This window comes from Rhodococcus sp. F64268, assembly GCF_023015605.1.
Taxonomy (GTDB): Bacteria; Actinomycetota; Actinomycetes; order Mycobacteriales; family Mycobacteriaceae; genus Rhodococcus.
In genome coordinates, this window is sequence record NZ_JALKAI010000014.1 from 49,797 (window position 1) to 72,969 (window position 23,173).

At 65.9% G+C, this 23,173-nt stretch carries 22 protein-coding genes, 1 tRNA gene and 1 other RNA gene; 11 read left to right on the forward strand and 13 right to left on the reverse strand.

The features are described 5' to 3' along the window. Positions 1 to 7 precede the first annotated feature (7 nt). A complete protein-coding gene (locus tag MWU77_RS22875) occupies positions 8 to 2,689 on the reverse strand; it encodes a LuxR C-terminal-related transcriptional regulator (protein ID WP_169690728.1) in 2,682 nt (893 codons plus the stop codon). 163 nt (positions 2,690 to 2,852) lie between these two features. Here MWU77_RS22875 and MWU77_RS22880 point away from each other — a divergent pair, with 163 nt between their 5' ends. Further along, the gene (locus MWU77_RS22880; protein ID WP_169690729.1) at positions 2,853 to 3,257 is read left to right on the forward strand and encodes a hypothetical protein; all 405 of its coding nucleotides are present in this window, start codon (positions 2,853 to 2,855) and stop codon (positions 3,255 to 3,257) included. A 71-nt stretch (positions 3,258 to 3,328) separates the two neighbouring features. Then, positions 3,329 to 3,733 carry a hypothetical protein gene (locus MWU77_RS22885; RefSeq protein WP_169690730.1) on the forward strand — a complete coding sequence of 135 codons (405 nt, stop codon included), beginning with the start codon at positions 3,329 to 3,331 and terminating at the stop codon, positions 3,731 to 3,733. Positions 3,734 to 3,743: 10 nt separating this feature from the next. On the opposite strand, the gene MWU77_RS22890 is transcribed toward MWU77_RS22885, so the two are convergent. The 5 genes from MWU77_RS22890 to ffs form a co-directional block, all read right to left on the reverse strand. Next, positions 3,744 to 4,487 (reverse strand): serine protease, encoded by a 744-nt coding sequence (locus MWU77_RS22890; protein WP_169690731.1) that lies wholly within the window; start codon positions 4,485 to 4,487, stop codon positions 3,744 to 3,746. Continuing rightward, positions 4,484 to 5,065 (reverse strand): HhH-GPD-type base excision DNA repair protein, encoded by a 582-nt coding sequence (locus tag MWU77_RS22895; RefSeq protein ID WP_247274849.1) that lies wholly within the window; start codon positions 5,063 to 5,065, stop codon positions 4,484 to 4,486. Before MWU77_RS22895 ends, MWU77_RS22890 begins: the two co-directional genes overlap by 4 nt. Positions 5,066 to 5,086: 21 nt before the next feature. Continuing rightward, the gene (locus tag MWU77_RS22900; RefSeq protein WP_247274850.1) at positions 5,087 to 6,430 is read right to left on the reverse strand and encodes a hypothetical protein; all 1,344 of its coding nucleotides are present in this window, start codon (positions 6,428 to 6,430) and stop codon (positions 5,087 to 5,089) included. A gap of 338 nt (positions 6,431 to 6,768) precedes the next feature. Then, positions 6,769 to 8,058 carry an aminotransferase class I/II-fold pyridoxal phosphate-dependent enzyme gene (locus MWU77_RS22905; protein ID WP_169690734.1) on the reverse strand — a complete coding sequence of 430 codons (1,290 nt, stop codon included), beginning with the start codon at positions 8,056 to 8,058 and terminating at the stop codon, positions 6,769 to 6,771. A gap of 48 nt (positions 8,059 to 8,106) precedes the next feature. Continuing rightward, positions 8,107 to 8,201: signal recognition particle sRNA small type (gene ffs, locus MWU77_RS22910), an RNA gene on the reverse strand. A gap of 116 nt (positions 8,202 to 8,317) precedes the next feature. On the opposite strand from ffs, the gene MWU77_RS22915 reads away from it, so the two are divergent. Then, positions 8,318 to 8,405, forward strand: a tRNA-Ser gene (locus MWU77_RS22915). A gap of 201 nt (positions 8,406 to 8,606) precedes the next feature. Then, a complete protein-coding gene (locus tag MWU77_RS22920; RefSeq protein ID WP_169690735.1) occupies positions 8,607 to 8,861 on the forward strand; it encodes a hypothetical protein in 255 nt (84 codons plus the stop codon). An 8-nt stretch (positions 8,862 to 8,869) separates the two neighbouring features. Here the strand turns inward: MWU77_RS22920 and MWU77_RS22925 are convergent, their stop codons facing one another. Next, on the reverse strand, positions 8,870 to 9,970 hold the full coding sequence (locus MWU77_RS22925; protein WP_169690784.1) for a DUF1524 domain-containing protein: 1,101 nt from the start codon (positions 9,968 to 9,970) through the stop codon (positions 8,870 to 8,872). Between the two features lie 124 nt (positions 9,971 to 10,094). Between MWU77_RS22925 and MWU77_RS22930 the strand changes: the two genes are divergently transcribed. Further along, positions 10,095 to 10,745: a YoaK family protein gene (locus MWU77_RS22930; protein ID WP_247274851.1), complete on the forward strand. Its 651-nt coding sequence runs from the start codon at positions 10,095 to 10,097 to the stop codon at positions 10,743 to 10,745. Here the strand turns inward: MWU77_RS22930 and MWU77_RS22935 are convergent. The 3 genes from MWU77_RS22935 to MWU77_RS22945 form a co-directional block, all read right to left on the reverse strand. Beyond that, positions 10,733 to 11,629 carry an alpha/beta fold hydrolase gene (locus tag MWU77_RS22935; protein WP_247274852.1) on the reverse strand — a complete coding sequence of 299 codons (897 nt, stop codon included), beginning with the start codon at positions 11,627 to 11,629 and terminating at the stop codon, positions 10,733 to 10,735. The genes MWU77_RS22930 and MWU77_RS22935 overlap by 13 nt on opposite strands. 87 nt (positions 11,630 to 11,716) lie before the next feature. Continuing rightward, positions 11,717 to 12,121 carry an MFS transporter gene (locus tag MWU77_RS22940; RefSeq protein ID WP_206040524.1) on the reverse strand — a complete coding sequence of 135 codons (405 nt, stop codon included), beginning with the start codon at positions 12,119 to 12,121 and terminating at the stop codon, positions 11,717 to 11,719. A gap of 103 nt (positions 12,122 to 12,224) precedes the next feature. Then, positions 12,225 to 12,725: a nuclear transport factor 2 family protein gene (locus MWU77_RS22945; protein ID WP_169690738.1), complete on the reverse strand. Its 501-nt coding sequence runs from the start codon at positions 12,723 to 12,725 to the stop codon at positions 12,225 to 12,227. 109 nt (positions 12,726 to 12,834) lie between these two features. Between MWU77_RS22945 and MWU77_RS22950 the strand changes: the two genes are divergently transcribed. From MWU77_RS22950 to MWU77_RS22970, 5 genes are all read left to right on the forward strand, one after another. Further along, positions 12,835 to 13,413, forward strand: a complete 579-nt coding sequence (locus tag MWU77_RS22950) for a TetR/AcrR family transcriptional regulator (RefSeq protein WP_247274853.1) — start codon at positions 12,835 to 12,837, stop codon at positions 13,411 to 13,413. A gap of 28 nt (positions 13,414 to 13,441) precedes the next feature. Beyond that, on the forward strand, positions 13,442 to 14,353 hold the full coding sequence (gluQRS, locus tag MWU77_RS22955) for a tRNA glutamyl-Q(34) synthetase GluQRS (protein WP_247274854.1): 912 nt from the start codon (positions 13,442 to 13,444) through the stop codon (positions 14,351 to 14,353). 95 nt (positions 14,354 to 14,448) lie between these two features. Continuing rightward, entirely contained in the window at positions 14,449 to 15,372 is a 924-nt protein-coding gene (locus MWU77_RS22960) for a hypothetical protein (protein WP_247274855.1), read from the forward strand. Positions 15,373 to 15,483: 111 nt separating this feature from the next. Next, entirely contained in the window at positions 15,484 to 16,338 is an 855-nt protein-coding gene (locus tag MWU77_RS22965; protein ID WP_169690742.1) for an RDD family protein, read from the forward strand. Between the two features lie 142 nt (positions 16,339 to 16,480). After that, positions 16,481 to 17,182 (forward strand): queuosine precursor transporter, encoded by a 702-nt coding sequence (locus MWU77_RS22970; RefSeq protein ID WP_247274856.1) that lies wholly within the window; start codon positions 16,481 to 16,483, stop codon positions 17,180 to 17,182. Here MWU77_RS22970 and tgt read toward each other — a convergent pair. The 3 genes from tgt to MWU77_RS22985 form a co-directional block, all read right to left on the reverse strand. Next, a complete protein-coding gene (gene tgt, locus MWU77_RS22975) occupies positions 17,158 to 18,432 on the reverse strand; it encodes a tRNA guanosine(34) transglycosylase Tgt (RefSeq protein ID WP_247274857.1) in 1,275 nt (424 codons plus the stop codon). The two genes, MWU77_RS22970 and tgt, sit on opposite strands and share 25 nt — an antisense overlap. 52 nt (positions 18,433 to 18,484) lie before the next feature. Next, positions 18,485 to 19,672, reverse strand: a complete 1,188-nt coding sequence (locus MWU77_RS22980; RefSeq protein WP_247274858.1) for an MFS transporter — start codon at positions 19,670 to 19,672, stop codon at positions 18,485 to 18,487. A 223-nt stretch (positions 19,673 to 19,895) separates the two neighbouring features. Then, positions 19,896 to 22,628 carry a calcium-translocating P-type ATPase, PMCA-type gene (locus MWU77_RS22985; RefSeq protein ID WP_247274859.1) on the reverse strand — a complete coding sequence of 911 codons (2,733 nt, stop codon included), beginning with the start codon at positions 22,626 to 22,628 and terminating at the stop codon, positions 19,896 to 19,898. Between the two features lie 123 nt (positions 22,629 to 22,751). Here MWU77_RS22985 and MWU77_RS22990 point away from each other — a divergent pair, with 123 nt between their 5' ends. After that, a complete protein-coding gene (locus MWU77_RS22990) occupies positions 22,752 to 23,171 on the forward strand; it encodes a pyridoxamine 5'-phosphate oxidase family protein (RefSeq protein ID WP_169690747.1) in 420 nt (139 codons plus the stop codon). The last annotated feature ends 2 nt before the right edge of the window (positions 23,172 to 23,173 follow it).

Genomic DNA, 23,173 nt, shown 5'->3' on the forward strand with positions numbered 1-23,173 from the left:
CCGCCGATCACCGTTCACGAGGGTGGGCGAGCGCCTCGCGCGCGAGCCCCACTCTCGAACGAAGGCCGAGCTTCGCCAGAGCATGCGACACGTGCGTCTGCACCGTCCTCGGTGATATCCGGAGCCGCACCGCGATCTGCGGGCCGGTCAATCCCTCCCCGACCAGGATCGCGACCCGCCGCTCCGCCACCGTCAACGACTCCCAGCCGGTCTGCGCGGTTCTGCGCGACCCGACTGCGCCGAGCGGCACACCGCACTCCCGCACTCTGCTCGCGATCCGATCCGCGACGGTGCGCGCCCCGAGGTGTACCGCAAGATCGTGCGCGCGACGAGCGTGGACATGCGCCTGATCGCGCTTCGCCGAGGCCGCCGCAGCACATGCCGCCTCTTCGAGCGCCGCGAGCTCCGCAACGGCGTCGCCACCCGCAGCGAATGTGTCGGCCACCTCGGCCAGGCCCACATGGTCACCTTTGCTCAAAGCCTCGACGAACTCGGTCGTCGGTGCAATCGCCGGCGAGCGGTCCGCCCGTATCTCCTGGACAACTTCGTAGACCTGCGCGAACAGGCCCCTGTCGCGGGTCTGCACGGCGATCCGGGCGATGTGCGGCGCGAATCGGAGCGCCCACACCAGCCGGCCGCCGTCCACCGCAAGACGCCACGCCTGTGCGGCGCTCTCTTCGGCTCGCTCGTGTTCGCCGAGCGCACTCCACAATTCCGCACGGCCGTATTCGATATCGGGAAGCCCGAACATCCGTGGCGTGTTCCCCGCCTCCCACATCCGCAATCGTCGCTCGGCGGATTCGAGATCACCGCGGTGCACGTCGACCAGCGCAGCGGTCCCCACAGCACACGATGTCCAACCGGAATCCGTCTGTGCGGCAACGACGAGGGCATCGTCGCACGCGGCAATCGCCTCGTCCCACCGCCCCAGCGTGAACAGTGTCGACGCCGTGACCGAATGGTGTAGCGGCAGCAGCCACATCTCGGCCATCGTGTGTGCGCGGCGCGGCACAGCCGTCCGTCGCGCCAACGCCGCGATCGGTCCGTGTACGTAGAGCGATGCCCACATCGCCCACGCTCCGGCCACCGACGTCTCGCGATCGAGCACCCCGTGTCCGCTCGCCGCCTGTTCCCCGCGTTCGAACCATTCGAGCCCGAGTGTGGCGTCCCCGGAAAGCACTGCGTGGACGCCTGGCCCGATCGTGTCGAGGCCGAAGTCTGCCAATTCCTGGCCGGCGGCCGGTGGAGCCGGCGCGTCGCCCAGGAGTGGCTCGGCGCCCCCGATCAAAGCCAGCCACTCGCGGTACTGCTCGAACCACCCGCGTGTCTCCGGCGGCAACGACGATCGGAGCAGCTCGTCGATCGAGGCTCGGGCACGAGGTACGTCGCCGAGCACAGTGTGGGACGTCAACGACACCATCAGGGCAAATGTGCGTTCGTCATGTGCGGTCTCGAGCACACCGTCGGCGAGTTCCGCAGCCGCACGGAATCGGCCGGACTCCGCGAGCACGGCGGCACGCGCAAGAGTCGGGTTGCCGCGAACAGTGGCCGCCAATTCATCCGAATCGAAGGCCCCGAACGTCTGTACCGAACTGGGCTGGCGACTCGGCACGAATGTGCCGGGCGCGTCGGCCCGTTCGCGATGAGCCGACAACCGTGCGGCAGACCCACCACCTCGGGCCAATGATTCCGCGACGGCGTGATGCAGCAGTCTGCGGATGCCGGGCGCAACGGTGTCGTACACGATCTGCCGATAGGCGGGTGCGACGAAGTCGAGATCGCCGTCGTCCGACCAACGCAACACCCCCGCGTCGACAGCGGCAGCGACCGCACCTGCGCACCGGGCCGGTGCCTCCCCACCGATGTCCGCGAGTTCCTCGACGCCCATCGGACCGTCCGCAACAGCCAACACCTGCACGAGGTCACGCACCCGCGGCGACAGGCATGAGAGGTGGGATCGAATACTCTGTCCGAGCTGGTCGGACAGTTCCACTTCGGTTCCGCGGAGGGTGATGAGACCGGATTCGGTGTCGACGGTGGTGTGCTCGCGACTCGCGAGCAGGTCCACCAACTGCCCGACGTGGAGCGGATTTCCGCCGGCCTGGCCGAGATACCGGATCAGGTCGGGAGCGGGATCACCACCGAGATGCAGGCGAACGACAGCGGCTACCTCCTCGGAGTCCAGCGGAGCGAGCTCGATCGTCCGTGCGTGAGGCTGCGCGGCGAACATCGTCAGCGCCATCCGTTCCGGCACCCGGCGGTAGGCGAGGATCACCGTGAGCGGCAGTCGAGCCGAGACCGCACTGATCCTGTGCAGCAGAGCCAAGGACTCTCCGTCGGCGAGATGCGCGTCGTCGACGACGAGCGCGACAGGTCCGTCTGCGTAGATCGCATCGAGATTGTCGATGTTGTATCCGAGGATTTTCATGTCGGGTGTCGCACCGGCACCCGCAAGGAAGAGGCGGCCGACCACGGACGAAGGTGAGCATGAATCCAATTCGTCTGCGGTTGTCGCCACGACACGGACATCGTCGAGTGCGCAGGCGATTTCACGAAGGACCGTGGTCTTTCCGAGACCGATCGAACCGACCAGCGCAAGCGCACCGTGTTCGGTGCACCGAACGTATCGGCGCACATCGTCGGCGAGGGATCGGACCAGATTCGCACGAGGTGTCCGATCTTCCTCCATGAGATCAAGATTAGGTCGGTTATGTCCGTTGCAGGCCGATACGCGAGAACCGACTACGTCGTTCGACGGATGTTTCGAACGCGTTCCGGGGCGACGATGAGTCCATCCCACTCTGTACTTCGGCGCGACATCGACGCCGGAACCGACCGACAGGGACACGATCATGACCTACCGAAGGATTCTCGGATACGCGACGGTGGCCGCTGCTGTCGTCCCCCTCGTCCTGGCCGGCACCGGCGTCGCGACTGCGATGGGCGGGAACGACCCCAGAGACGTGTACCTCACCTCCGACTTCAACTCGATCACCGCGCACATCGGCCAGGACCAAGGCATCACCGACTGCAAATTGGTGGCGCAGGGCCCGGCGTCGTCGGACATCCACGAGACCGACTGGACAAGCAATGAGTCGATCACCCTCTGGCTACCGCAGAACAGGTACACAGCGACGGTGTTGTGCAAGTGGGACATGACCGGCCCCGACGGATGGATCGTGCGGCAAGAGGCGGTGAACACGCCTCCCTTGCTGCACGAGAGCGCGATCGACCTCATCGAGCGAGGCTTCGCCTGAGGGTGCCCCGCGATCGCCGATCAGCGACGGCATCGCCCCGTACTACCCAAGGAAAGAGACCAGAGAAGATCATGACAACCTTCCGGACGATCCTCGGATACTCGGTCGCGACGGCCGCGACCGTTCCTCTCGTGCTTGCCGGGTCCGGCATCGCACACGCAATGGGCGGAGCACTGCCTGGCTCGGTGTACTTCACCAGCAACTCGGATTCGATCACTGCTCACATCGATGCGAGCCGCGGCATCACCAACTGTGCGCTCTTCGTCAACGACGGGCACCCCGACAACGCGCCCGATTCGGGCTGGTCGAGCGACACGACGATCACGGTGTGGGTGGCACCGGGTACGTACACGGCCGCGTTGAACTGCAAGGAGGACGGCAGCGCCGAATGGCACAACGTCAAGCAGGAGCAGGTGAACGTGCCACCTTCACTGATCGATCAGCTGATCGACCTGCTGGAAACCGGTTCGAGCTGAGCCGACACTCTCAGGGTGTGTCGACGAGGGTGAAGCCCGCGCCGACTCCTCCCTGCGCGTCGATCTCCTCGACGATCCGATCCGCGCGCTGGTAGGCCGCGAGCCCTCGGCCGGTCGGCCGGTACCCGACGGAGAGCCCGATCCACTCGCCGGTGTCGGCCCGGGCCAACGGGCCTCCCGAATCCCCCGGCTTCATCAACAGCGCGGACGACATCAGGTTCGAGTCGACGAGCACGTCACCGGAGGTACAGGCCACCCCGTTGGTACGACCCGCGGCGCAGTGCACTCCGACAGCGCTGCCACCGGGTTGCAGCGACCCGATGGATTCGAGAACGACTCGTTCTCCACGGTCGTTCGGCAGCGAGGTATTCGAGCCGCGTACCTTCGTCTCGTCGAGCAGGAGGACGGCGTAGTCGGGTGCTTCGTCGGTGGGGAAACCGATGGGGTCCACCGAGCCGATGCTGGCGACATCCGTCTCGGCGCCGAGCGGTCCGCGATGCTGCTCGCCGACCTTCCACACCTGGGATGAGCCGTCCTGTCTGCAGTGGCCCGCGGTGATGGCGACGAGGCGGTCCGCGTCGTCGCGTCCCACCGCAGCGACGGAGCACCAGCCGGGTACCGGCTCTGCCGAGAACGTGATGCCGTCACCCGGACGAAGCACGACCCGGTCGTCTCCCCCACCTGCCGCGGCAACCCCCGGAATCGTCAATGCGAAGGAGAGAGCCGCCGCGGACGCAGTCAGGCCACGATTCACTTCTTTCCGGCCTTGGCCGCAGCCTTGGATGCCTTCTTGAACTCGCGCACTTCGTGCAACGACTGCGGATCGACGACATCGGCGATCGAGCGACGGGACCCCTCGTCGCCGTACGCCCCTGCCGCTTCACGCCATCCCGCAGGCTGCACACCCCGCTGCTTACCGAGCAGTGCCAGGAAGATCCGGGCCTTCTGATCGCCATACCCGGGAAGCGCTTTGAGTCGCTTCAGCACTTCCTTGCCGTCGGGGTCGCCCAAAGTCCAGATCGCGGCGGCGTCGCCGTCGTACTCCTGCACGATCGCACCGCACATCGCCTGAATGCGCTGGCCCATCGATTTCGGGAAACGATGCACGGCCGGCGGCTCTGCACACACCGCGATGAACTCGTCGGGGTCCATTTCCGCGATCCGGTGCACGTCGACTCCGCCGAGCCGATCGGCGATCTTCTTCGGACCCGCGAACGCCGTTTCCATCGGTACCTGCTGGTCGAGCAGCATTCCGATGAGAAGCGCCAGCGGGTTCTCGGAAAGCAATGCGTCGGCGTCCGGATCTCCGACCAGGTTCAACGTCGTTGCCATGGGTCGATCATGCACCCCGGGTCACTGTCGCCGCCACAGGACGACCCCGGCGATCACCGTCGCCGTGAGCGCGATCGACGCAATCAGCGCATACACCCAGTGTGGAAAGAGCGTGGGTTCCGACGTGCCCGGCACGGCAGCGAGGGCTGCGAACAATGCGACGACGGCAATCGCGCCGCCTGCGGCCGACCATCCGCGGGCAAGTCTGGAGTGGTGCGCTCCGCGTAGTTCGGCACTGCGTAGCACCGCGTGCTCGATCACCTCGACCGCGCTCGCGAGTTCGGCGTCGAGGTCTGCGATCTCGTCTGCGACCCTGTCGACGAGCACGGACCGCAATTGCGTCGGCTGCGTCCACGAATGGAACCGGTTGTTCTGGAGCGAAGATTTGCGGAGCAACGCCCGTTCCATCTTCCGGGCCTGCATGGCCGCGATATCGTCCAACGCCTCCACCAGCCGGTCGCCGGTGAGATCGTCGTGGTTGCGCAGGTGTCCCAGGACCCGCCAGAAATCGGTCGAGGCGTGGGCGCGCACGGCTACCCACGGCAGCAAACCGTAGATCATCTCGCTGGTGTCGTTGCCCACGTAGTCGCTGCCCGCCGGGGTTGCCTCGAGATCCAGCAGTATCGCGCCCGAATCCTCTCGCACCGCAATCGCCGCCCCCGGCTGCACGGGATGGTCCACGAGCGAGACCCGGTCCCAATCCCACAGCACCCCCCACATCTGCGCTGCGGCACGGGCCTGGGAGTCGCTGCGCCGGCCGTCGACGAGTTCGCGCACGCGGTCGCCGCCGCTCGATACGACTTCCACCACCAAGGCCTCGATGACTTCCCGGTCACCGACACCGCGATGGCGGTGCACCGCCAACTCACTCAGAGCGCGGTACGTGGTGGGTTCAGGCATCCGGCAGTTCAAGCCGGGGAACAGATCGTTGAGACACGCATTGCTGTTCAGCGAGAACGGTGCCAGGAACTCGTCCAGGGCAGGGCGGAAGCCTGCACCGTCGCGGTCCTGCAGAGCATCCGTGCGCCAGTCGATCAGCGGGGAGGTGTCGTCGGTCAGCATTTCCAGGGCCAGTACCAATCCGTGGCCCGGGATCTCCCACAACGACAGGCAGGTCGCGGGCGACCCGACGAACGGATGCGCCTCGCCGGTGCGCAGCGATCCGGTCGAGGCTCCGAACGACAGGGGTGCTCGCTCGCGATCGGTGACCTTCCGGTACGCGAGCAGGCTGGCCGGCCGCACGCCGTGGTCGGTGCCCGGCAGTGAACCGATTCGAGACGGAAGGAACGGTTCGAGTTCACCCACCGCCGCGACCGGCGGTGGCGACACCGCCGCGGCCTCGACGTCGAGAGCCAGGAGAAACACCTTCAAAACACCGTGACAGCCCGTGACGGAACCGACGGCAGCTGCGCCGGCTCCGGATCGTACGAGAGCGCGGTCTTCCATCACACTCACCACTTCCGAACCCGCCGCGGGAATGCGGCGACCCTGACATCGGAGTATGACAGCTATTCACAGGAAAGCGAATCTGCGGATTTCGGGAGGTCAGAGCGATGCGCTGAGAGTTGTCCACCGTCGGTCCACCTGTTTTCCACAGGTTTGTCCACAGCTTGGGAGAACGCGTGTGACGCCCGGCGCCGATGCGCTTCGGGATATCAGCGCTTCGGGATTTCAGCGCTTCGAGATTTCAGCGCTTCGAGATTTCAGTGACCGAGCGTCTTCTCCGTCGCGGCGAGCAGCACACAGGTCGCGACGCCGTCCATCGCCTTGGCGAGTTCGTCGAGCGACGGGAAGCTCGGAGCGAGGCGAATGTTCTTGTCGTCGGGGTCGTTCTTGTACGGGAACGCGGATCCCGCACCGGTCAGGGCGATGCCTGCGTCCTTTGCAAGCGCGATCACCCGCTTGGCGGTGCCGTCCACGACGTCGAGGCTGATGAAGTAGCCGCCTTTCGGCTCCGTCCACGACGCGACCTTCGACGCACCCAGCCGGTCTTCGAGGATTTTGCGGACCAGCGCGAACTTCGGCGCGAGAATGTCGCGGTGCTTCGCCATGTGCGCGCGCACGCCGTCCGCATCGCCGAAGAAACGCAGATGGCGGAGCTGATTGATCTTGTCGGGGCCGATCGTCTTGATCCCGAGCAGCTTCTGATACCAGTCGAGGTTCGCGGTGGAGCTACCGAAGAAGCTCACCCCCGATCCCGCAAAAGTGATCTTGGACGTCGAGGCAAGAGCGAAGACGCGATTCGGGTTCCCGGCTTCGGCGGCGAGCCGCAGGATGTCGATCGCCGGGGCGACCTCTTCGAGAACGGGATGCACCGCGTACGCGTTGTCCCAGAAGATCCGGAAGTCGGGAGCCGCGGTGGGCATCGACACGAGCGCGCGAGCGACGTCCTCGCTGTAGACCGCACCGGTCGGGTTCGAGTACGTCGGAACCGTCCACATGCCCTTGATCTGCGGATCGTTCGCAACAAGCTCGGCGATCGCCCGGACATCGGGGCCGTCGTCGTTCAGCCGGACCGGAATCATCTCGATGCCATAGCGCTCGGTGATCGCGAAGTGACGGTCGTAGCCGGGTGCCGGGCACAGGAACTTCACGACCGGTTCCTGCGACCACGGACGCGGCGAATCGACGGTGCCGTGCAGCAGCGACCACGTGATGAGGTCGTGCATGATCTCGAGGCTCGCGTTGTTCCCAGCGAGCAGGTTGTCGACGGGGATGGAGAGCAATTCGGCGAAGATCGCACGCAGCTCGGGCAGGCCCTTCAGCCCGCCGTAGTTGCGGCAGTCGGTGCCGGTGGCATCCCGGTAGTCGTCCGCGCCCGGCAGCGACAGCAACTCCGCAGAGAGGTCCAGCTGCTCGGGGGACGGCTTGCCGCGGGTCAGGTCCAGCGTCAGCTTCTCGGTCTTCAACCGCTCGTAATTCGCGGATTGGCGCTCGTGCTCGGCAACGAGTTCCTCATGGCTCATCAACCCGATCTGGGTCTGCGTAGGCATGCGGAGAGACCTTTCACCGTGCACGGTGACACGGGCATCGGCGGAAAAATAAGGGGACCCCGCGCACCCGGCAGAGCCCGTTGACCCTTGCTGCCTTCCGGCCCTGGGGGAGTTCACAGGATGCGCGCCGCGCGGGATCCATCGGCAAGTCTAGAGGACTCCCCACACCGGTGCGCACCACCCCCTGCAAGGCCTCCCGATTCGTGTTTCGACCTGCCCGTTTGGGAACTCTGCGCGTTGATTCGGTATGCTTCCCCACGGAGGATTCGCCTAGTGGCCTATGGCGCTCGCCTGGAACGCGGGTTGGGTTAACGCCCTCAGGGGTTCAAATCCCCTATCCTCCGCCAACGGGAAGCCCGTGACCAGCAGAAATGCCGGTCACGGGCTTTTCTCGCACTGGGTCACTTCACAAGAGCACGTGCCGAATCCGTGTCATCGTTTGTCCCAGCTCAGCACGCATTGGACACTGGAACAGCCCGGGAGCGACTCGGGGTGCACGTGGGAATGGGCGGCGACGCCGCCCGCATCGAAGGAGTTCGTCGAAGACCGTGCTCAACGACCACAACGACACGATCCGCGACCAGGCCGACTCACAGCAGGCCGCCCAGTGGCGCGAGATGCTGGACCGGGAGATCGACGAAGTCTCGGCCGCGATCGAGGCCATCGAGAAGCGCGCCCTCGCGGAGCACCGCGCCGGCGCTGTCGATCGCGCGCGCAGGTTCGATTCCGACAGCGAGAAACTCCGCATCGAACTGAAAGAACTTCACCGGATGCGACGCAACCTCACCGACCGATTCGCCTGACCGGACACCTACTCGCAGGCCACGCCGTCGTTGTCGCCGTCCATCTTCGGCCGGTACCCGGGCTCACCCACGTACAAAGGCGCAGCTCCGGCCGCGCGGGCGGCGGCACAGTTCTGGTAGTACACCGAACCCGGGTCGGCCTCGACGACCGGAACCGGTTCCGGGGTGGGCTGGGGTTGGATCCGCTGGGGTGCGGCGGTGGTTGCAGCGGGTACCGGCTGCGGCGCAGGGATCGTCGTGGTCGGAACCACCACGGCCTTCGACGGTTGCGCGACAGGTGCCGACCCGCCGCATGAGGTGAGAACCCGCACCATCGCGTCGTGTTCGGCCTGCGTCACCCACAGGTTGTAGGCGGCTTTCACCTGCACCTGACGTGCCACATACGTGCAGCGGTAGGCATTGTTGGGCGGCAGCCACGTCGCGGCGTCACCGTCGCTCTTCTGCTGATTGATGGGTCCGTCGACGGCCTGGAGATTTCTCGGATCGTTCGCGAAGTCGGCGCGGGTCTGCGCATCGAGCTGTTGGGCGCCCTTCTGCCACGCGTCCGACAGCGCGACGACGTGGTCGATCTGCACCGCCGTGGACGTGTCCTGACCTCGAGTGAACGCAATGGAAGTGCCGGTGTACGTGTCGTTCAGGGTTCCGGACAGGACGACGCAGTCACGGGTACCGGGCTTGTAGGCGATATCGACGAGGTCCCGGGCGAGGATGTCGTTGCGGGTGTCGCAGCCGTTGTGCCCGCCGGCGACCGAGACGTCGTCACTCCAGGCCTGGCCGAACAGGTCGCGGTCGTAGCCGGTCTTCGGTGCGCGGCCCTTGATCGGCAGCGTCGAGAGTTGCGCTAGCGCGGCCCCCGCTTCTCCCGAGTCCTCGAGGTCCGCCGGGAGCTCAGCGACGGGCGAGGCCGCAGTCGACGACGGCGACGCTGCCGACCGCTCCACGGTGGGGGTGACCGTCGGCTCGACGCTCGAGGTTCCGGTGCTCGCTGCATGGTCGAGTTCCGGCGCGACGTCGCCGGTCACGTCGGTGCAGCCTGCGACGAACACCACCGCGGCGGCGATCACCGCAGCCCAGTGGGCGCGCGAACGAATAGGGCCTGTGACGTGCATTGGGGACAACGGAGCACTCCTGTGCGCGCGAACAAAACTACTGCCAGCGGTATCGCCGCACCATGCCCGTTTCGTTACATTCACTACCTAACTGCCCAGGTTGTCGCCCACCTATTATTTGTCCGTGGTCGGATACAGCAGGCAACTCCATGCACTCGCGGTTGTCCTGGCCTCACTTGCCGGCTTCGTGGACGCCCTCGGCTTCATCACGCTGGGCGGGGTCTTCGTGTCGTTCATGAGCGGGAACTCCACCCGGCTGAGTGTGGGGATCGCCGAAAGCGCGTGGCAACACGCAGGCCTCGTCGGAGGTATCATCGCGCTGTTCGTCGTCGGGGTGATACTCGGCGGGGTCGTCGCAGAACTCACCGATCACGACCGACGTACGAGGAAGAGCTCGGTGCTCGCCCTCGTCACCGGGCTGCTTCTGATCGGCTCGATCGCCGTCCTCGCCGGATGGATCCCGCTTGCCGTCATCGCAATGACGTTGGCCATGGGCGCCGAGAACTCCGTTTTCCGACGCAACGGCGAGGTCAGTATCGCCTTGACCTACATGACCGGCGCGCTCGTCAAGATCGGTCAACGCATCGCCGCCGCGTTCTTCGGCGGCCCCCGATGGAGTTGGCTCCCCTATCTCGCCCTGTGGGCAGGACTGGTCGGCGGAGCGGTCCTCGGAGCACTCGCACACCGCGTGCTCGGTCTGCACGCACTGTGGATCGCCACCGCCGTGTCCGCCGCGCTCACGGTCGGAGTGCGGTTCCTGCCCTACCGGGCGTGAACGACGCGGTCGTCGAGAAATCCCTTCAACCCGCCACTGAAGACATCATTGTCGTCGCCGGCGACCATATGGCCCGCTCCGGCAACATCGATCATTGTGGCGGTCGGGATCAGCTCGAGCAGTTCTTTTGCACCTTCCTCGCTGACCACATTGGACTGCTTACCGCGAACGAGCATCGTGGGAACGGCGATCGCTGTCGCGGCGTCGCGGGCACGTTCGTACCGCAGGATCGAGTCGGATTGACGGGTGGGTTCGTCGCCCCCGCGAAGAAACGCCGGATCCCAATGCCAGTACCACCTGCCGTCGCACCAGCGTAGATTCTTGCGCAAGCCTTCAGGATTGGGCTTGCGAACACGGTTCGGCGTATAGGCCGCGATCGCCGCGGCAGCATCATCGAGGCTCTCGAATCCGTCGAGGCCACTGCGCATGAACGACATGATCTCCGCGGTACCGCCGGTTTCGACCTTCGGAGCGATATCGACCAGGACCAGACCGCGTGCGAGCTCGGGATTCTCACCTTGCCCGATCAACGACGTCATTCCCCCCATCGACGCGCCGACGAGAACCGGCTTCTCCCCCAACTCACCGATGATCGCCGTCAGGTCGGCGACCAACGCATTCATGCCGTAGTCCCCGTCGGGGGCCCACTGACTGTCCCCATGCCCACGCGCATCCACAGCGATGGCGGACCAGCCGTCCGCCGCAAGGCTGCGGCCGGTGTTCCGCCAGGAATGTCGGGTCTGGCCGCCGCCGTGCAGCAACAGCACGACACCTTTTCGGTCGACGCCCGCCCCGCCTGCGCTGCGGGTCGGTGGATCCCACCGGTCGGCGGCAAGGATGACACCGTCACCGTGAAATTCGGGCTGTGTAACTACTGGATCCATGAAATCCCTCACTATCATCGATCGCGTATCACTCATCGTGCAACCTGGTGAACAATTATTCACCGGACTCGCCCCATATCGCGTTTCTCAGCGCGGCGCGCCTGTCGCGACGGGCGAGGTGCTCCCCCTTCCGGAGAGAGGCACGCCGGAGGTAGGCCGAGATTTGCGGCCGTGCACCAGCCAGTAGAAACCCAGGAGTGCCACCATCACTCCGGACAGGGCGAGATACATTCCGGAATAACCGGTCGCCGGTAACAGCGCACCGAGCACGATCGGACCGACACCCACGCCGGCGTCGAGCATCAAGAAGAACGTGGAGGTGGCCGTGCCGACCTTTTCTCGCGGCACGATGGACACCGCCACAGACTGCAACGACGTCATCAATGCACCGAAGCCGAGTGCACACAGGATTGCCGCAGTGACGAATCCACCTGGGGCAGACCACAACGACAGAACAACCAGGCCGGCCGCGAAGCACACGACGGCGGTCACTCGAACTAATTTACAACTAGGTTTATCAATCTAGTTGACTAACCGCCCCCCTGTTCGCCACGACGCCTCCGACCGCGACACCACCGATCATGGAACACCGTGGTCAGGCGCCCACTTTCGCCATCTTCTCGAGCCACGCCCGCGCATCGTCGGGAAGGTTTCCGCACTTCTCGGCATGAGCGCACCACCGCTTGGTGGCGGCGAGGAAGTTCATCGGGTTGTAGGCATCCTCCTGGTACGACCACAACCCGTCGCCGGCGTAGTGCAGGATCGTGATGTTCGGGGCGTTGTGCTCGGTGCCGTCGCCCGGGTCCTCCATCGGGTTCTGCACTTCGCAGATCACCCAGCCGCGTTCCTCGTCGATCACGTACCAGGACGGCGGAAACGACGTCATACGACTGCCGGGAAAGGCCGACATCGTCCGCGTGACCCACTTGCGGATCGCTTCGCGGCCGTTCATCGTCCCGTACGCGTGCTCGACGTATTCTGCGTCTTCGGTGAACTGGTCGGCGTAGCAGTTCCAGTCGCGGGTCCGTGTTGCCCGCACGACCGTTTCCCGATAGTCCGCGTACGCCCTCTCGAGCTCGTCCCGACTCCACCCCATCGCAGTCCCTTCCCCGTAGTTGCGCGCCTGCCGGACTCCACAGAGCACGACCGCGTGGAGGCCGCCCCCATGACATCAGGAACCTCACGCGCTCCGCTACGGTTCTCCCATGCGCGCCCGCCCCTACGCAACCACCAGCCCCACCCGGCTCGCTGCGGCACTGCTCGAGGTCGCCGCACGCAGCGGTCTCGAATCGGCGAGCGTACGAGAGGTCGCAAGCCAGGCGGGCGTGTCGATCGGCGCTGTCCAGCACCACTTTCCGACGAAAGACGAGATGCTCGCGTACTCGTTCCGCGCCCTCGCCGACCGGGTGCTCACGCGGCTGGCCACCGTCGACCCCGACATCGATCCCACCCGCACGCTGTTCGCCGCACTGAGCCAGTTGCTGCCACTCGACGACCAACGCGGCAGCGAGGCTCACGTGATGGCCGCATTCGCGGTGCGCGCCGCGACGTCGCCGTCGTTGAGTTCGATCCGCAGTTCCGTGCTCTTCACGATCCGGACGGGACTCGCAACCGTCCTGATCCGCATGGGTACTCCTGATCCGGAGACGCGCGCAGCCCTGCTCGTCGCGGCAGTGAACGGTCTGGCACTCGACGCGACGTCGAGCCCGGACCTGTACCCGCGCGAATACCTCACACACGCGCTGTACACCCAGATCCATCTGATGCTCGACACCGCGAACTGACGTACGTCCGGCCCGATAGGGTGCACGGGTGTCACATTCGGCCGACTACGGCGCGGGACGGTTCGCGCCCAGCCCGTCGGGCGACCTGCATCTCGGTAATCTCCGCACCGCCGTCCTCGCCTGGCTGTTCGCACGATCCACGAACCGCCGATTCCTGGTGCGCGTCGAGGACCTCGATCGGGTACGCCCCGGTGCCGAACAGTCCCAGCTCGACGATCTCGCTGCGCTCGGTCTCGACTGGGACGGCGAGGTCGTCCACCAATCGCGTCGCCTGCGTTTGTACGACGAGGCGATCGCGCGTCTCGAGCGCGCCGGCCTGACGTACGAGTGCTATTGCACGCGGCGCGAGATCCAACAGGCCACGTCGGCCCCGCACGCACCCGCGGGCGCATACCCGGGCACCTGCCGCGACCTCACCGAAGCCGAACGCGCCGCGAAACGCAACAGCGGCCGTCCGCCGGCGATCCGGCTGCGAGCCGAGGCTGTGTACTTCACGGTCCACGACGTACTACACGGTGAATTCACCGGAATTGTCGACGACCTGGTGTTGCGCCGCGGTGACGGCACGCCGGCCTACAACCTGGCCGTGGTCGTCGACGACGCGGACCAAGGCATCGATCAAGTGGTGCGCGGCGATGATCTGCTGAGCTCCGCACCTCGCCAGGGGTATCTGGCGTCCTTGCTCGGACTTCCGATACCGCACTATGCGCATGTCCCCCTCGCGTTGAACGCCGAGGGGAAGCGCCTGGCCAAAAGGGACGGCGCCGTCACACTCGCAGACCGGGTCGCGCTCGGGGAGACGCCTGCCGACGTGCTCGCCACGATCGCGGTGTCCCTGAAGCTGGCGGATTCCGGTGAACCGGTATCGCTCCCCGTGCTGCTCGACCGGTGGGATCCGAAGCAGATTCCGAGGGACCCCTGGGTGTACCTCCCCGTGTGAACACAGCGCCGGAAGTGATGCACCGAGGTTGTATCGCACGTAACCTCACGTGAGAACGGACAGCACGTGCACCATCCCATCCTCGAGAGGATCCGATGACGACCGGCGGCTACGACCCGAACAAGGACCCCCAGCAACCGGGGGACGACCCCAACCAGTCCTGGCCCGGGTATCCGCCCGGCGGCACCACTCCCCCTCCCGGCGGATATCCCCCACCGGGCAACTACCCGCCGCCGCCCCCGAGCGGCAGTGGGTACCCGCCTCCCCCGCCCGGCAACTATCCGCCCCCGCCCGGCGGTAACTATCCACCGCCTCCGGGAGGTTTCCCGCCGCCCCCGAGCGGGGGCTTCGGTGGCGGCTACGCACCCGGCGGTCAGCAACTCAGCGTCGGAGATGCGATCTCGTACGGCTGGCGCAAGTTCAGCCAGAACCCCGGCGTGTGGATCGTCGCCATGGTGGTGGCCTTCATCATCCAGGCGCTCCTCAACGGGATCTTCAACGGATTCGACTTCTCGGTCTCGCTCGATGATGGTGCATCCGGCTTCGGCGTCTGGTCGATCATCGGCAGCGTCGTCACCGCCGTCGTCGGTTACCTGATCCAGGCGGCATTCGTCCGTGGCGCGCTGAGCGAGACCGACGGGCAGAAACCCGCTTTCGGGACCTTCCTCCAGGTGGGCGCGGTCGGCGCGGTGATCCTCGCAGGTCTGCTCGTGGGTATCGCCACCGGAATCGGGCTGATCCTGTGCATCCTTCCCGGCCTCGTCATCGCCTTCCTGACCTGGTGGACGATGCAGTTCGTGGTCGACCGCAACCAGGACGCGATCACCGCTATCAAGTCGAGCTACAAGGCGGTCACGTCGAACGCGGGGACCCTGCTCCTGCTCGCGCTGGCGCTCATCGGCATCAACATCGTCGGCGCACTGTTGTGCGGCCTGGGTCTGCTCGTCAGTATTCCGGTTTCGATCATCGCCTCGACCTACGCCTACCGGGTCACCACGGGTGGCCCTGTCGCTCCTTGACAGACCTCCCTGATCGACCGAGCCACCGTATCGTTGCGCCACCGTATAGCTGTCCGTCACCGGGACGTTGTACGGTGGCGCGACTGCATCTTGCTCACAAAAGGGAGATATATGACATCCGGTGGATACCCACCCCCGCAGCCCGATCCGCAGAATCCGGGTTCCTACCCGGGTGGCGCTCCGCAGTACGGCACTCAGCCGGGCTACGGAGCACAACCTGCGGACTACACCCAGCAGTTCAACGGCCCGATCGACGGCTACGGACCTGGCAACAGCGGCGCCCCCCAGTACGGTGCGTCCCCGAACGGGGGCGGCCAGTACGGTGCGCCGCAGTACGGCGCACCGCAGGGCAACCAATTCGGTACGCAGCAGGGCGCACCTCAGTACGGCGCTCCGCAGTACGGTCAGGCACCCGGTGGGCAGCAGTTCGGTGGCCAACAGTTCGGTGGCCAGCAGTTCGGTGGCGAGCAGTTCGGTGGAACGCCCGGTTTCCCTTCGCCGACACCGGGGTTCGGCCCGTCGCAGCCGGGTGAACTGCTGCCGCGCCTCGGCGCACGCATCATCGACGGGTTGATCGTCGGAATCCCGATGGGCATCCTCACTGCGCTCGTGACCTTCGGGTCCGGGAGCGGGTTCATGGCCTTCGTCATGTCGGTTCTCACCGGAGCTGTCGCCTTCGGGTACTGGACCTATCTCGAATCGACCCAGGGCGCGACCTTCGGGAAGAAGCTGCTCGGCCTGTCCGTGGTCGGGCCGAGCGGTGGTCATCCCACACTGGAGGAGGCTGCCAGGCGCAACGCTTTCGTCGCACTCCAGGCACTGACCGGCATCCCGTTCCTGGGCTGGCTGGCAAGCCTCGCGTCGTTGGCTGCCTACATCGGCATCGCAGTCACGATCGAGCAGGACGGCACCAAGCAGGGTTTCCACGACAAGTTCGCCGGTGGTACCCGGGTCGTCAAATCCTGACGATTCGACCACCGCACAGCGGGCTCCGTCTCCAGGGACGGGGCCCGCTGTCGTCTGTCCGACTTTCGCCAACGACCGACCGGGATGCTTGGATGGCCAGGTGACAAATGCAGGCGACCTCCCGAAATTTGAATCCGAGCAAGTGGCGTTCGCCCGAGTGGGGCACAGCTTCTATCCCGGGATTCTGGTGCTGTTCAGCACGGTTCTGATCATCTCCAACATCACCGCGACGAAAGGTGTCGCGTTCTTCGGCGATAGCGAATTCGGGGTCGGACCGCTGCAGATCCTGCCGATCATCACCGACGGCGGGTTCTTCCTGTTCCCGCTCGCGTATATCCTCGGCGACGTCCTCAGCGAGGTGTACGGATTCGCCGCGACCCGCCGCGCCGTGCTGTTCGGTTTCGGCGCGGTCGCGCTGTCGGCACTGTGCTTCTGGATCACGTGGTCACTGCCTGCCGCCGACTTCTACGAGCACCAGGACTCGTTCGAGGCGGTCCTCGGGGTGGTACCGCGCATGCTTCTCGCAGGTCTGGCCGGATACCTGGTCGGGCAACTGCTCAACTCGTACGTCCTCGTGTGGATCAAGAAACGTACGAAGGAGAAGCACCTGTGGGCCCGCCTGATCGGATCGACGGTGGTCGGTGAATTCGCCGATACGTTGATCTTCTGCGCTATCGCTGCCGGCGCAATCGGCATCTCGACATGGGAGGACTTCGTGAACTACGTGGTTGTCGGGTTCCTGTGGAAGACGCTCGTCGAGATCGTCGTCATGCCCGTCACGTACCAGGTGATCGCGTACGTGAAGAGGCACGAACCGAGTTACGGCGCGCGCTTGGCCGAGTAGAACCGGCCCAGCGTCTCGGCTTTGTGCTCGGCGAATCGACCGTCGTCGATGCTGCGGCGGATGTCGTCGACGAGGCGCACCGTGTACCGCTCGTTGTGGATCGTGCACAACGTGGACGCGAGCATCTCCTTCGCCTTGAACAGGTGGTGGATGTACGCGCGCGTGTAGTTCGCGCACGTGTAGCAGTCGCAGTTCTCGTCGATGGGCGTGAAGTCGCGGCGGAAGCGGCTCGTGTTGATGTTGAAACGCCCGTCTGGGGTGTAGATCGCGGCGTTGCGCGCCACCCGTGACGGGTTGACGCAGTCGAAGGTGTCGGCGCCGTGTTCGACAGCGACGAACATGTCGTCGGGCTCGCTGATCCCGAGCATGTGCCGCGGCTTGTGTTCGGGAAGTTCTTCGCTGCACCAGCGCACGATCGTGCCCAGGTTCTGCTTCTCGAGCGCGCCACCGATGCCGTAGCCGTCGAACCCGCGACCCGTCTCACCGCGGATCGATTCGAGGCCTCGGCATGCCTCGCGGCGCAGATCCTCGTACTGTGCGCCCTGCACCACACCGAACAACGCCTGGTAGGGGCGGTGGGCGCGCTGCGCAGTGAGCTTCTCGTGCTCGGCGATGCAGCGCACCGCCCACGCCTGCGTGCGCCGCAACGACTCCTCCTGATAACCGCGGGTGTTCATCAGGGTGGTCAGTTCGTCGAACGCGAACATGATGTCGGCGCCGAGCTGATGCTGGATGCGCATCGACACCTCCGGGGTGAAGCGGTGCTTCGACCCGTCGAGATGCGATTTGAACGTCACGCCGTGGTCGTCGACCTTCGCGAGCCGTTCCTTGCCCTTGGCGATGACGTCGTCGTTCTGGACGCCCACCGACTCCATGGCGAGGACCTTCTTGAATCCCACACCGAGCGACATGACCTGGAATCCGCCGCTGTCGGTGAAGGTCGGGCCGGGCCAGTTCATGAACTTGCCGAGCCCACCGGCCTCGTCGACGATGTCCGGCCCCGGCTGCAGATACAGGTGGTAGGCGTTCGCGAGAACCGCCTGCGCCCCGAGATCGGCCATCGCCTCGGGCAGCACCGCTTTGACCGTCGCTTTCGTGCCGACCGCGATGAACGCCGGCGTGCGGATATCGCCGTGCGGTGTGTGGATGGTGCCGGTACGCCCCAATCCGTTGTCGAGGCGGGTCCCGATGGTGAAGAACGGGTCGTTCGGGGCGGGCACGGTGGTGTCGGTAGCGCTGGGGTCGGTCACGTCGTCATCCAATCATGACAGCCGAAAACCGCGGCTGTCGTATGTCCACGGATCAGGGCAGTCGCACGGCGACAGCAAAGATCGCCACGCCCGCCAGCGCCAACACCACGCCGACGGCCGCGGGAGCCGTGTAGCCGAAACCTGCCGCGATGACGGCACCGCCGATCCACGCACCGAACGCGTTCGCGAGGTTGAACGCCGCGTGGTGGAGCGACGCCGCGAGGGTCTGCGCGTCCTCCGCGACGTCCATCAACCGGACCTGCAGGCCCGGCCCGACGGCGGCGCAGCCCGCGCCGAGCAGGAACACCAGCAGCAGCGCCGTGTAGGAGTTGTGCGCTGCCGCGATGAACACAGCAAGCAGTACGGCGAGCGACGTCACCGTCATGAAGATTCCCGGCACCAGAGCGCGGTCGGCGAGCCGGCCGCCGACGAAGTTTCCGACCACCATGCCGATGCCGAACAGCATCAGCGCGACCGGGACCAGCGACTTCGACAACCCTGCGACGTCGGTCAGAGTCGTGCTGATGTAGGTGTAGACCGCGAACACACCGCCGAAGCCGATGACCGCGACCGCGAGCGTCAGCCACACCTGCTTGCGTCTCAGAGCGCCGAGTTCGATCCGCACACTCGTCGTGGGAATCGACAGGGACGGCACCCACATCGCGATAGCTGCCACCGTCACCGCTCCGATCACCGCGACGAGGACGAACGCGGAACGCCACCCCAACGCCATTCCGAGCCAGGATGCCGCAGGCACCCCGACGACGTTGGCAACCGACAGGCCCATCATCACCAGCGACACCGCCCGAGCGCGCTGGCCCCGCTCCGCGAGATGCGCCGCGACGAGCGCAGCGACACCGAAGTACGCGCCGTGCGGAAGCCCGGCCAAGAACCGGGACGCGACGAGCAGTTCGTAGTTCGGTGCCAGCACGGTCGCCGCGTTGCCGAGCGTGAACGCGATCATGAGTGCGATCAGCAACGTCCTACGCGGCAGCTTGGCGCCGATCACCGCGATCAGCGGCGCCCCGACGACGACACCGGCCGCATACGCCGACACGACATGACCTGCGGTGGGTTCGGAGATGCCGAGCCCGGACGCGATGTCGGGCAGCAGACCCATCGCAACGAACTCGGTGGTGCCGATTCCGAACGACCCCAGTGCAAGCGCCCACATCACCCACGCCCGTCGCGGGTGGCTGGCGATCGTGCGAGCCGGAACGTCGGAAGCCGTCGTGGTCATGCGGGAGAAACCTTCGATTGTGCGAGTTGCAGGAGACGATCCATCGGCGCTGATGGTGTCGGCCATGTGGCACCGCGGACCGGGCAAGCTTCCATTGTCCTGCGCCCGCGCTCCGACGACGATTCGAGACGGCGTGAGTTACGCCATCCCCCGCATCCCCGATCCGGGCACTAGCACTTCGTGCGCCGCGCGTACACGTCCCCCGCGGTATCGAGTCACCCGTTCACGTCAGAACTGGCCTCTCGACGCGTGCCGACTTCCTCGCCTCGACTCGCCGGGCCACGAACTTGCCCATCTCGTCGACCCACACCACCGTGGACCCGACCGCGACTGCGAGCGCCCATTGTTGTGACGTCAGTGAGGTGGTGTCGAAGAATCCCTGCAGCACGCTCATCTGCACCACGCAGATCTGCAACACGATGACCGCGACGATCGCGATCCAGATCGTGTGATTGGTCAGCGTCCGCATCGAGAACACCGAACCGAGATCGGAGCGGACGTTGAACAGGTTGAACACCTGGTAGAAGACGAACGTCGTGAACGCGAGAGTGGTCGCGAACAGCGGGTCGGAAGCGCTGTCGGGGAACAATTCCGGGCCGTAGTAGAGAACCGCGATCGTGCCCACCGTCATCAGCACACCGAGCCCGAGGATCCGCTGCACACGATCCCGGGTGAGTAGCGCCTCCTTCACCGGTCGCGGCGGCCGCTTCATGGCATCCGGGTCGGTGGGGTCGACACCGAGTGCGAGCGCGGGCGGTCCGTCCATGATGATGTTCACCCACAGGATCTGCAGGGCGGTGAACGGTGCCCCGCCGGCCAGTCCGAGCACACCGGCGGTGAGGAAGATCAGCACGAACCCCCAGGCGGTCGTGAGCTGGAATTTCACGAACTTGACTATGTTGTCGTAGATTCCACGCCCCTCCGAGACCGCCGCGACGATGGTCGCGAAGTTGTCGTCGGTGAGGATCATGTTCGCAGCACCCTTGGAGACATCGGTGCCGGTGATGCCCATGGCGACGCCGATGTCGGACTGTTCGAGTGCGGGTGCGTCGTTGACACCGTCGCCGGTCATCGCGACGATCTGACCGTCGGACTGCAGCGCCTTGACGAACCGTATCTTGTGTTCGGGTGCCACTCGGGCGAGGACGCCGAATTGTGCTGCTTGCTGCCGGAATTCGTCATCACCGAGCGCATCGAGGTCGGCTCCGGACGCAGCCTTGCCGTGGATACCCAGCTCGCCCGCGATCGCCGACGCGGTGACCAGGTGGTCGCCCGTGATCATGTGCACGGCGATACCCGCGCCGTGTGCCACCTCGATGGCGTCCTTCGCTTCGGGGCGTGGAGGGTCCACGATGCCGACGATGGCGTACACGGTCAGGTTGGACACCCTGTCCTGCAGCGCATCTGCATCGCCCCGCGGCACCGCGTCGAGTGCGCGACCGGCGATCATGAGGGTACGAAGGCCCTCGGACGCGAGGTCGTCGACCGCCTGACGGATCCGAGTGCGCGCGGCGTCGTCGATCGGGATCGGGCCGTCATCGCCGAGAGCGGTCGACGCACGTTCCAGCAGGACGCCCGGGGCGCCCTTCGCGAAGCACCGGTAGCCGCCGCTCGGGAGGGCGTGGAACGTCGCCATGTACTTGTAGTCCGAGTCGAACGGCACCTCCTCGATCCGGGCCAGAGCAGCACGGCTGCCCTCGACGTCGATACCGCCTTTCTCTGCCAGCACCACGAGTGCACCCTCGGTGGGGTCGCCGACGAGGGTGCCGTCGCGCACGGTCGCGTCGTTGCACATGGCCATGCCCAGCAGCGCGTCGGTGAGGTCGGGTGCGGGCATTCCGTCGCCGACGAGGATCTTGCCGTCGGTTCCGTAACCGGTGCCGGTGACGCGGAAGTTGCGCCCGCGCACCAGCAGCCGCCGCACCGTCATCTCGTTGAGGGTCAGTGTCCCGGTCTTGTCGGTCGCGATGTGAGTGGTGCTTCCGAGCGTTTCGACGGCCGCGAGTTGTTTGACGATCGCGCCGCGCGCCGCGAGCCGCGACGCACCCATCGCCAGGGTGAATGCGACGACCGCGGTGAGCCCTTCCGGGATGGTCGCCACCGCGAGCGACACGGCAGTGACGAGGAGTTCGGACCACGTCTGTCCGCGCAGCAGACCGAGCACGAACACCAGCGCAACCGTGATGATCGCGATGATCGTGAGGGTCTGCGCGAGCTGGCCGATGCGGCGCTGCAGCGGGGTCTGTTCCACACCGGCTGCACCGAGGAGCGCGGCGATCGCACCCATCTCGGTGCGCATTCCGGTGTCGGTGACGATCATCGAGGCGCGTCCGCGGGTCACCTCGGTGTTCATGAACAACATGTCGTGGCGGTCGCCGAGCGGGGCTTGCGGGTCTTCGACGGGACCGACGGTCTTGTCGACGGGCTGCGATTCGCCGGTGAGTGCAGCCTCAGCGACCTGGAGTCGCACGGCAGCGACGAGGCGGCCATCGGCGGGCACCGAGTCGCCGGCCTCGAGTTGCACGATGTCGCCGGGGACGAGATCGGCGCGGGGCAGTTCGACACCGCGTCCGTCGCGCAGGACCCGCGTGGTCGACACCGACATCTGCTTCAGTGCCTGCAGACTGTTCTCGGCGCGGGCTTCCTGCACGTAGTTGAGGACGGTGTTGAGGACGATGACCGCGAAGATGACGACGGGGGTTTCCCACTCCCGCGACACGGTCGCGCTGACGACGGCCGCGACGACGAGAACGAGTGTCATCTTGTCGGCGAGCAGCGACAGTACTTTCCGCCACGCGGGAATGCTCTTCGCCTCGTCGAGCACGTTGGGCCCGTATTCCGCGCGGCGCCGCTCGACGTCATCTGCGGTGAGCCCCCGATCAGGAGCGACCGCGAAGGCCTCGGCGACATCGTCTGCGGGGCGGGTGTGCCACCTCGACACGGTCTCGACACTCATCGATACTCCGATCCACGTGCGCGGGTGGGTCGTTCTCACCGTAACCGCAGGTGGTACTCCTGCGCTGGGCGTACGTTCGTGATGTGCTGGAGGGGAAGCATCGAAGTTCGAGGAGGAGCACCGATGAACGAGTTCCCGAAACCGGATCAGCCCGTCGTTCGCCTGTCCGAGGAACAGGCCTGGGCACGACTCGCGTCCGAGAAGGTGGGACGCCTCGTCACGGTCGTAGGTGAGCGTCCCGAGATCTATCCCGTCAACTATGTCGTGTCGGACGACAAGGTGTACTTCCGGACCGGGGAGGGCAGCAAGCTCTCCGAATTGACAGTGCATTCCGCCGTCGCGTTCCAGACCGATCACATCTACGAGGACACCGCGTGGAGCGTCGTCGTGCACGGGAGCGCTCACGTGCTGCGGGGCTTCGACGACGCCGCCAGGATCGATGCACTGGGTCTGACCCCCTGGGTTCCGACACCGAAGTTCAACTACGTCGAGATCACGGCGACGGAGGTCACCGGTTTTCAGTACAACCTCGTCAAGAACTGACA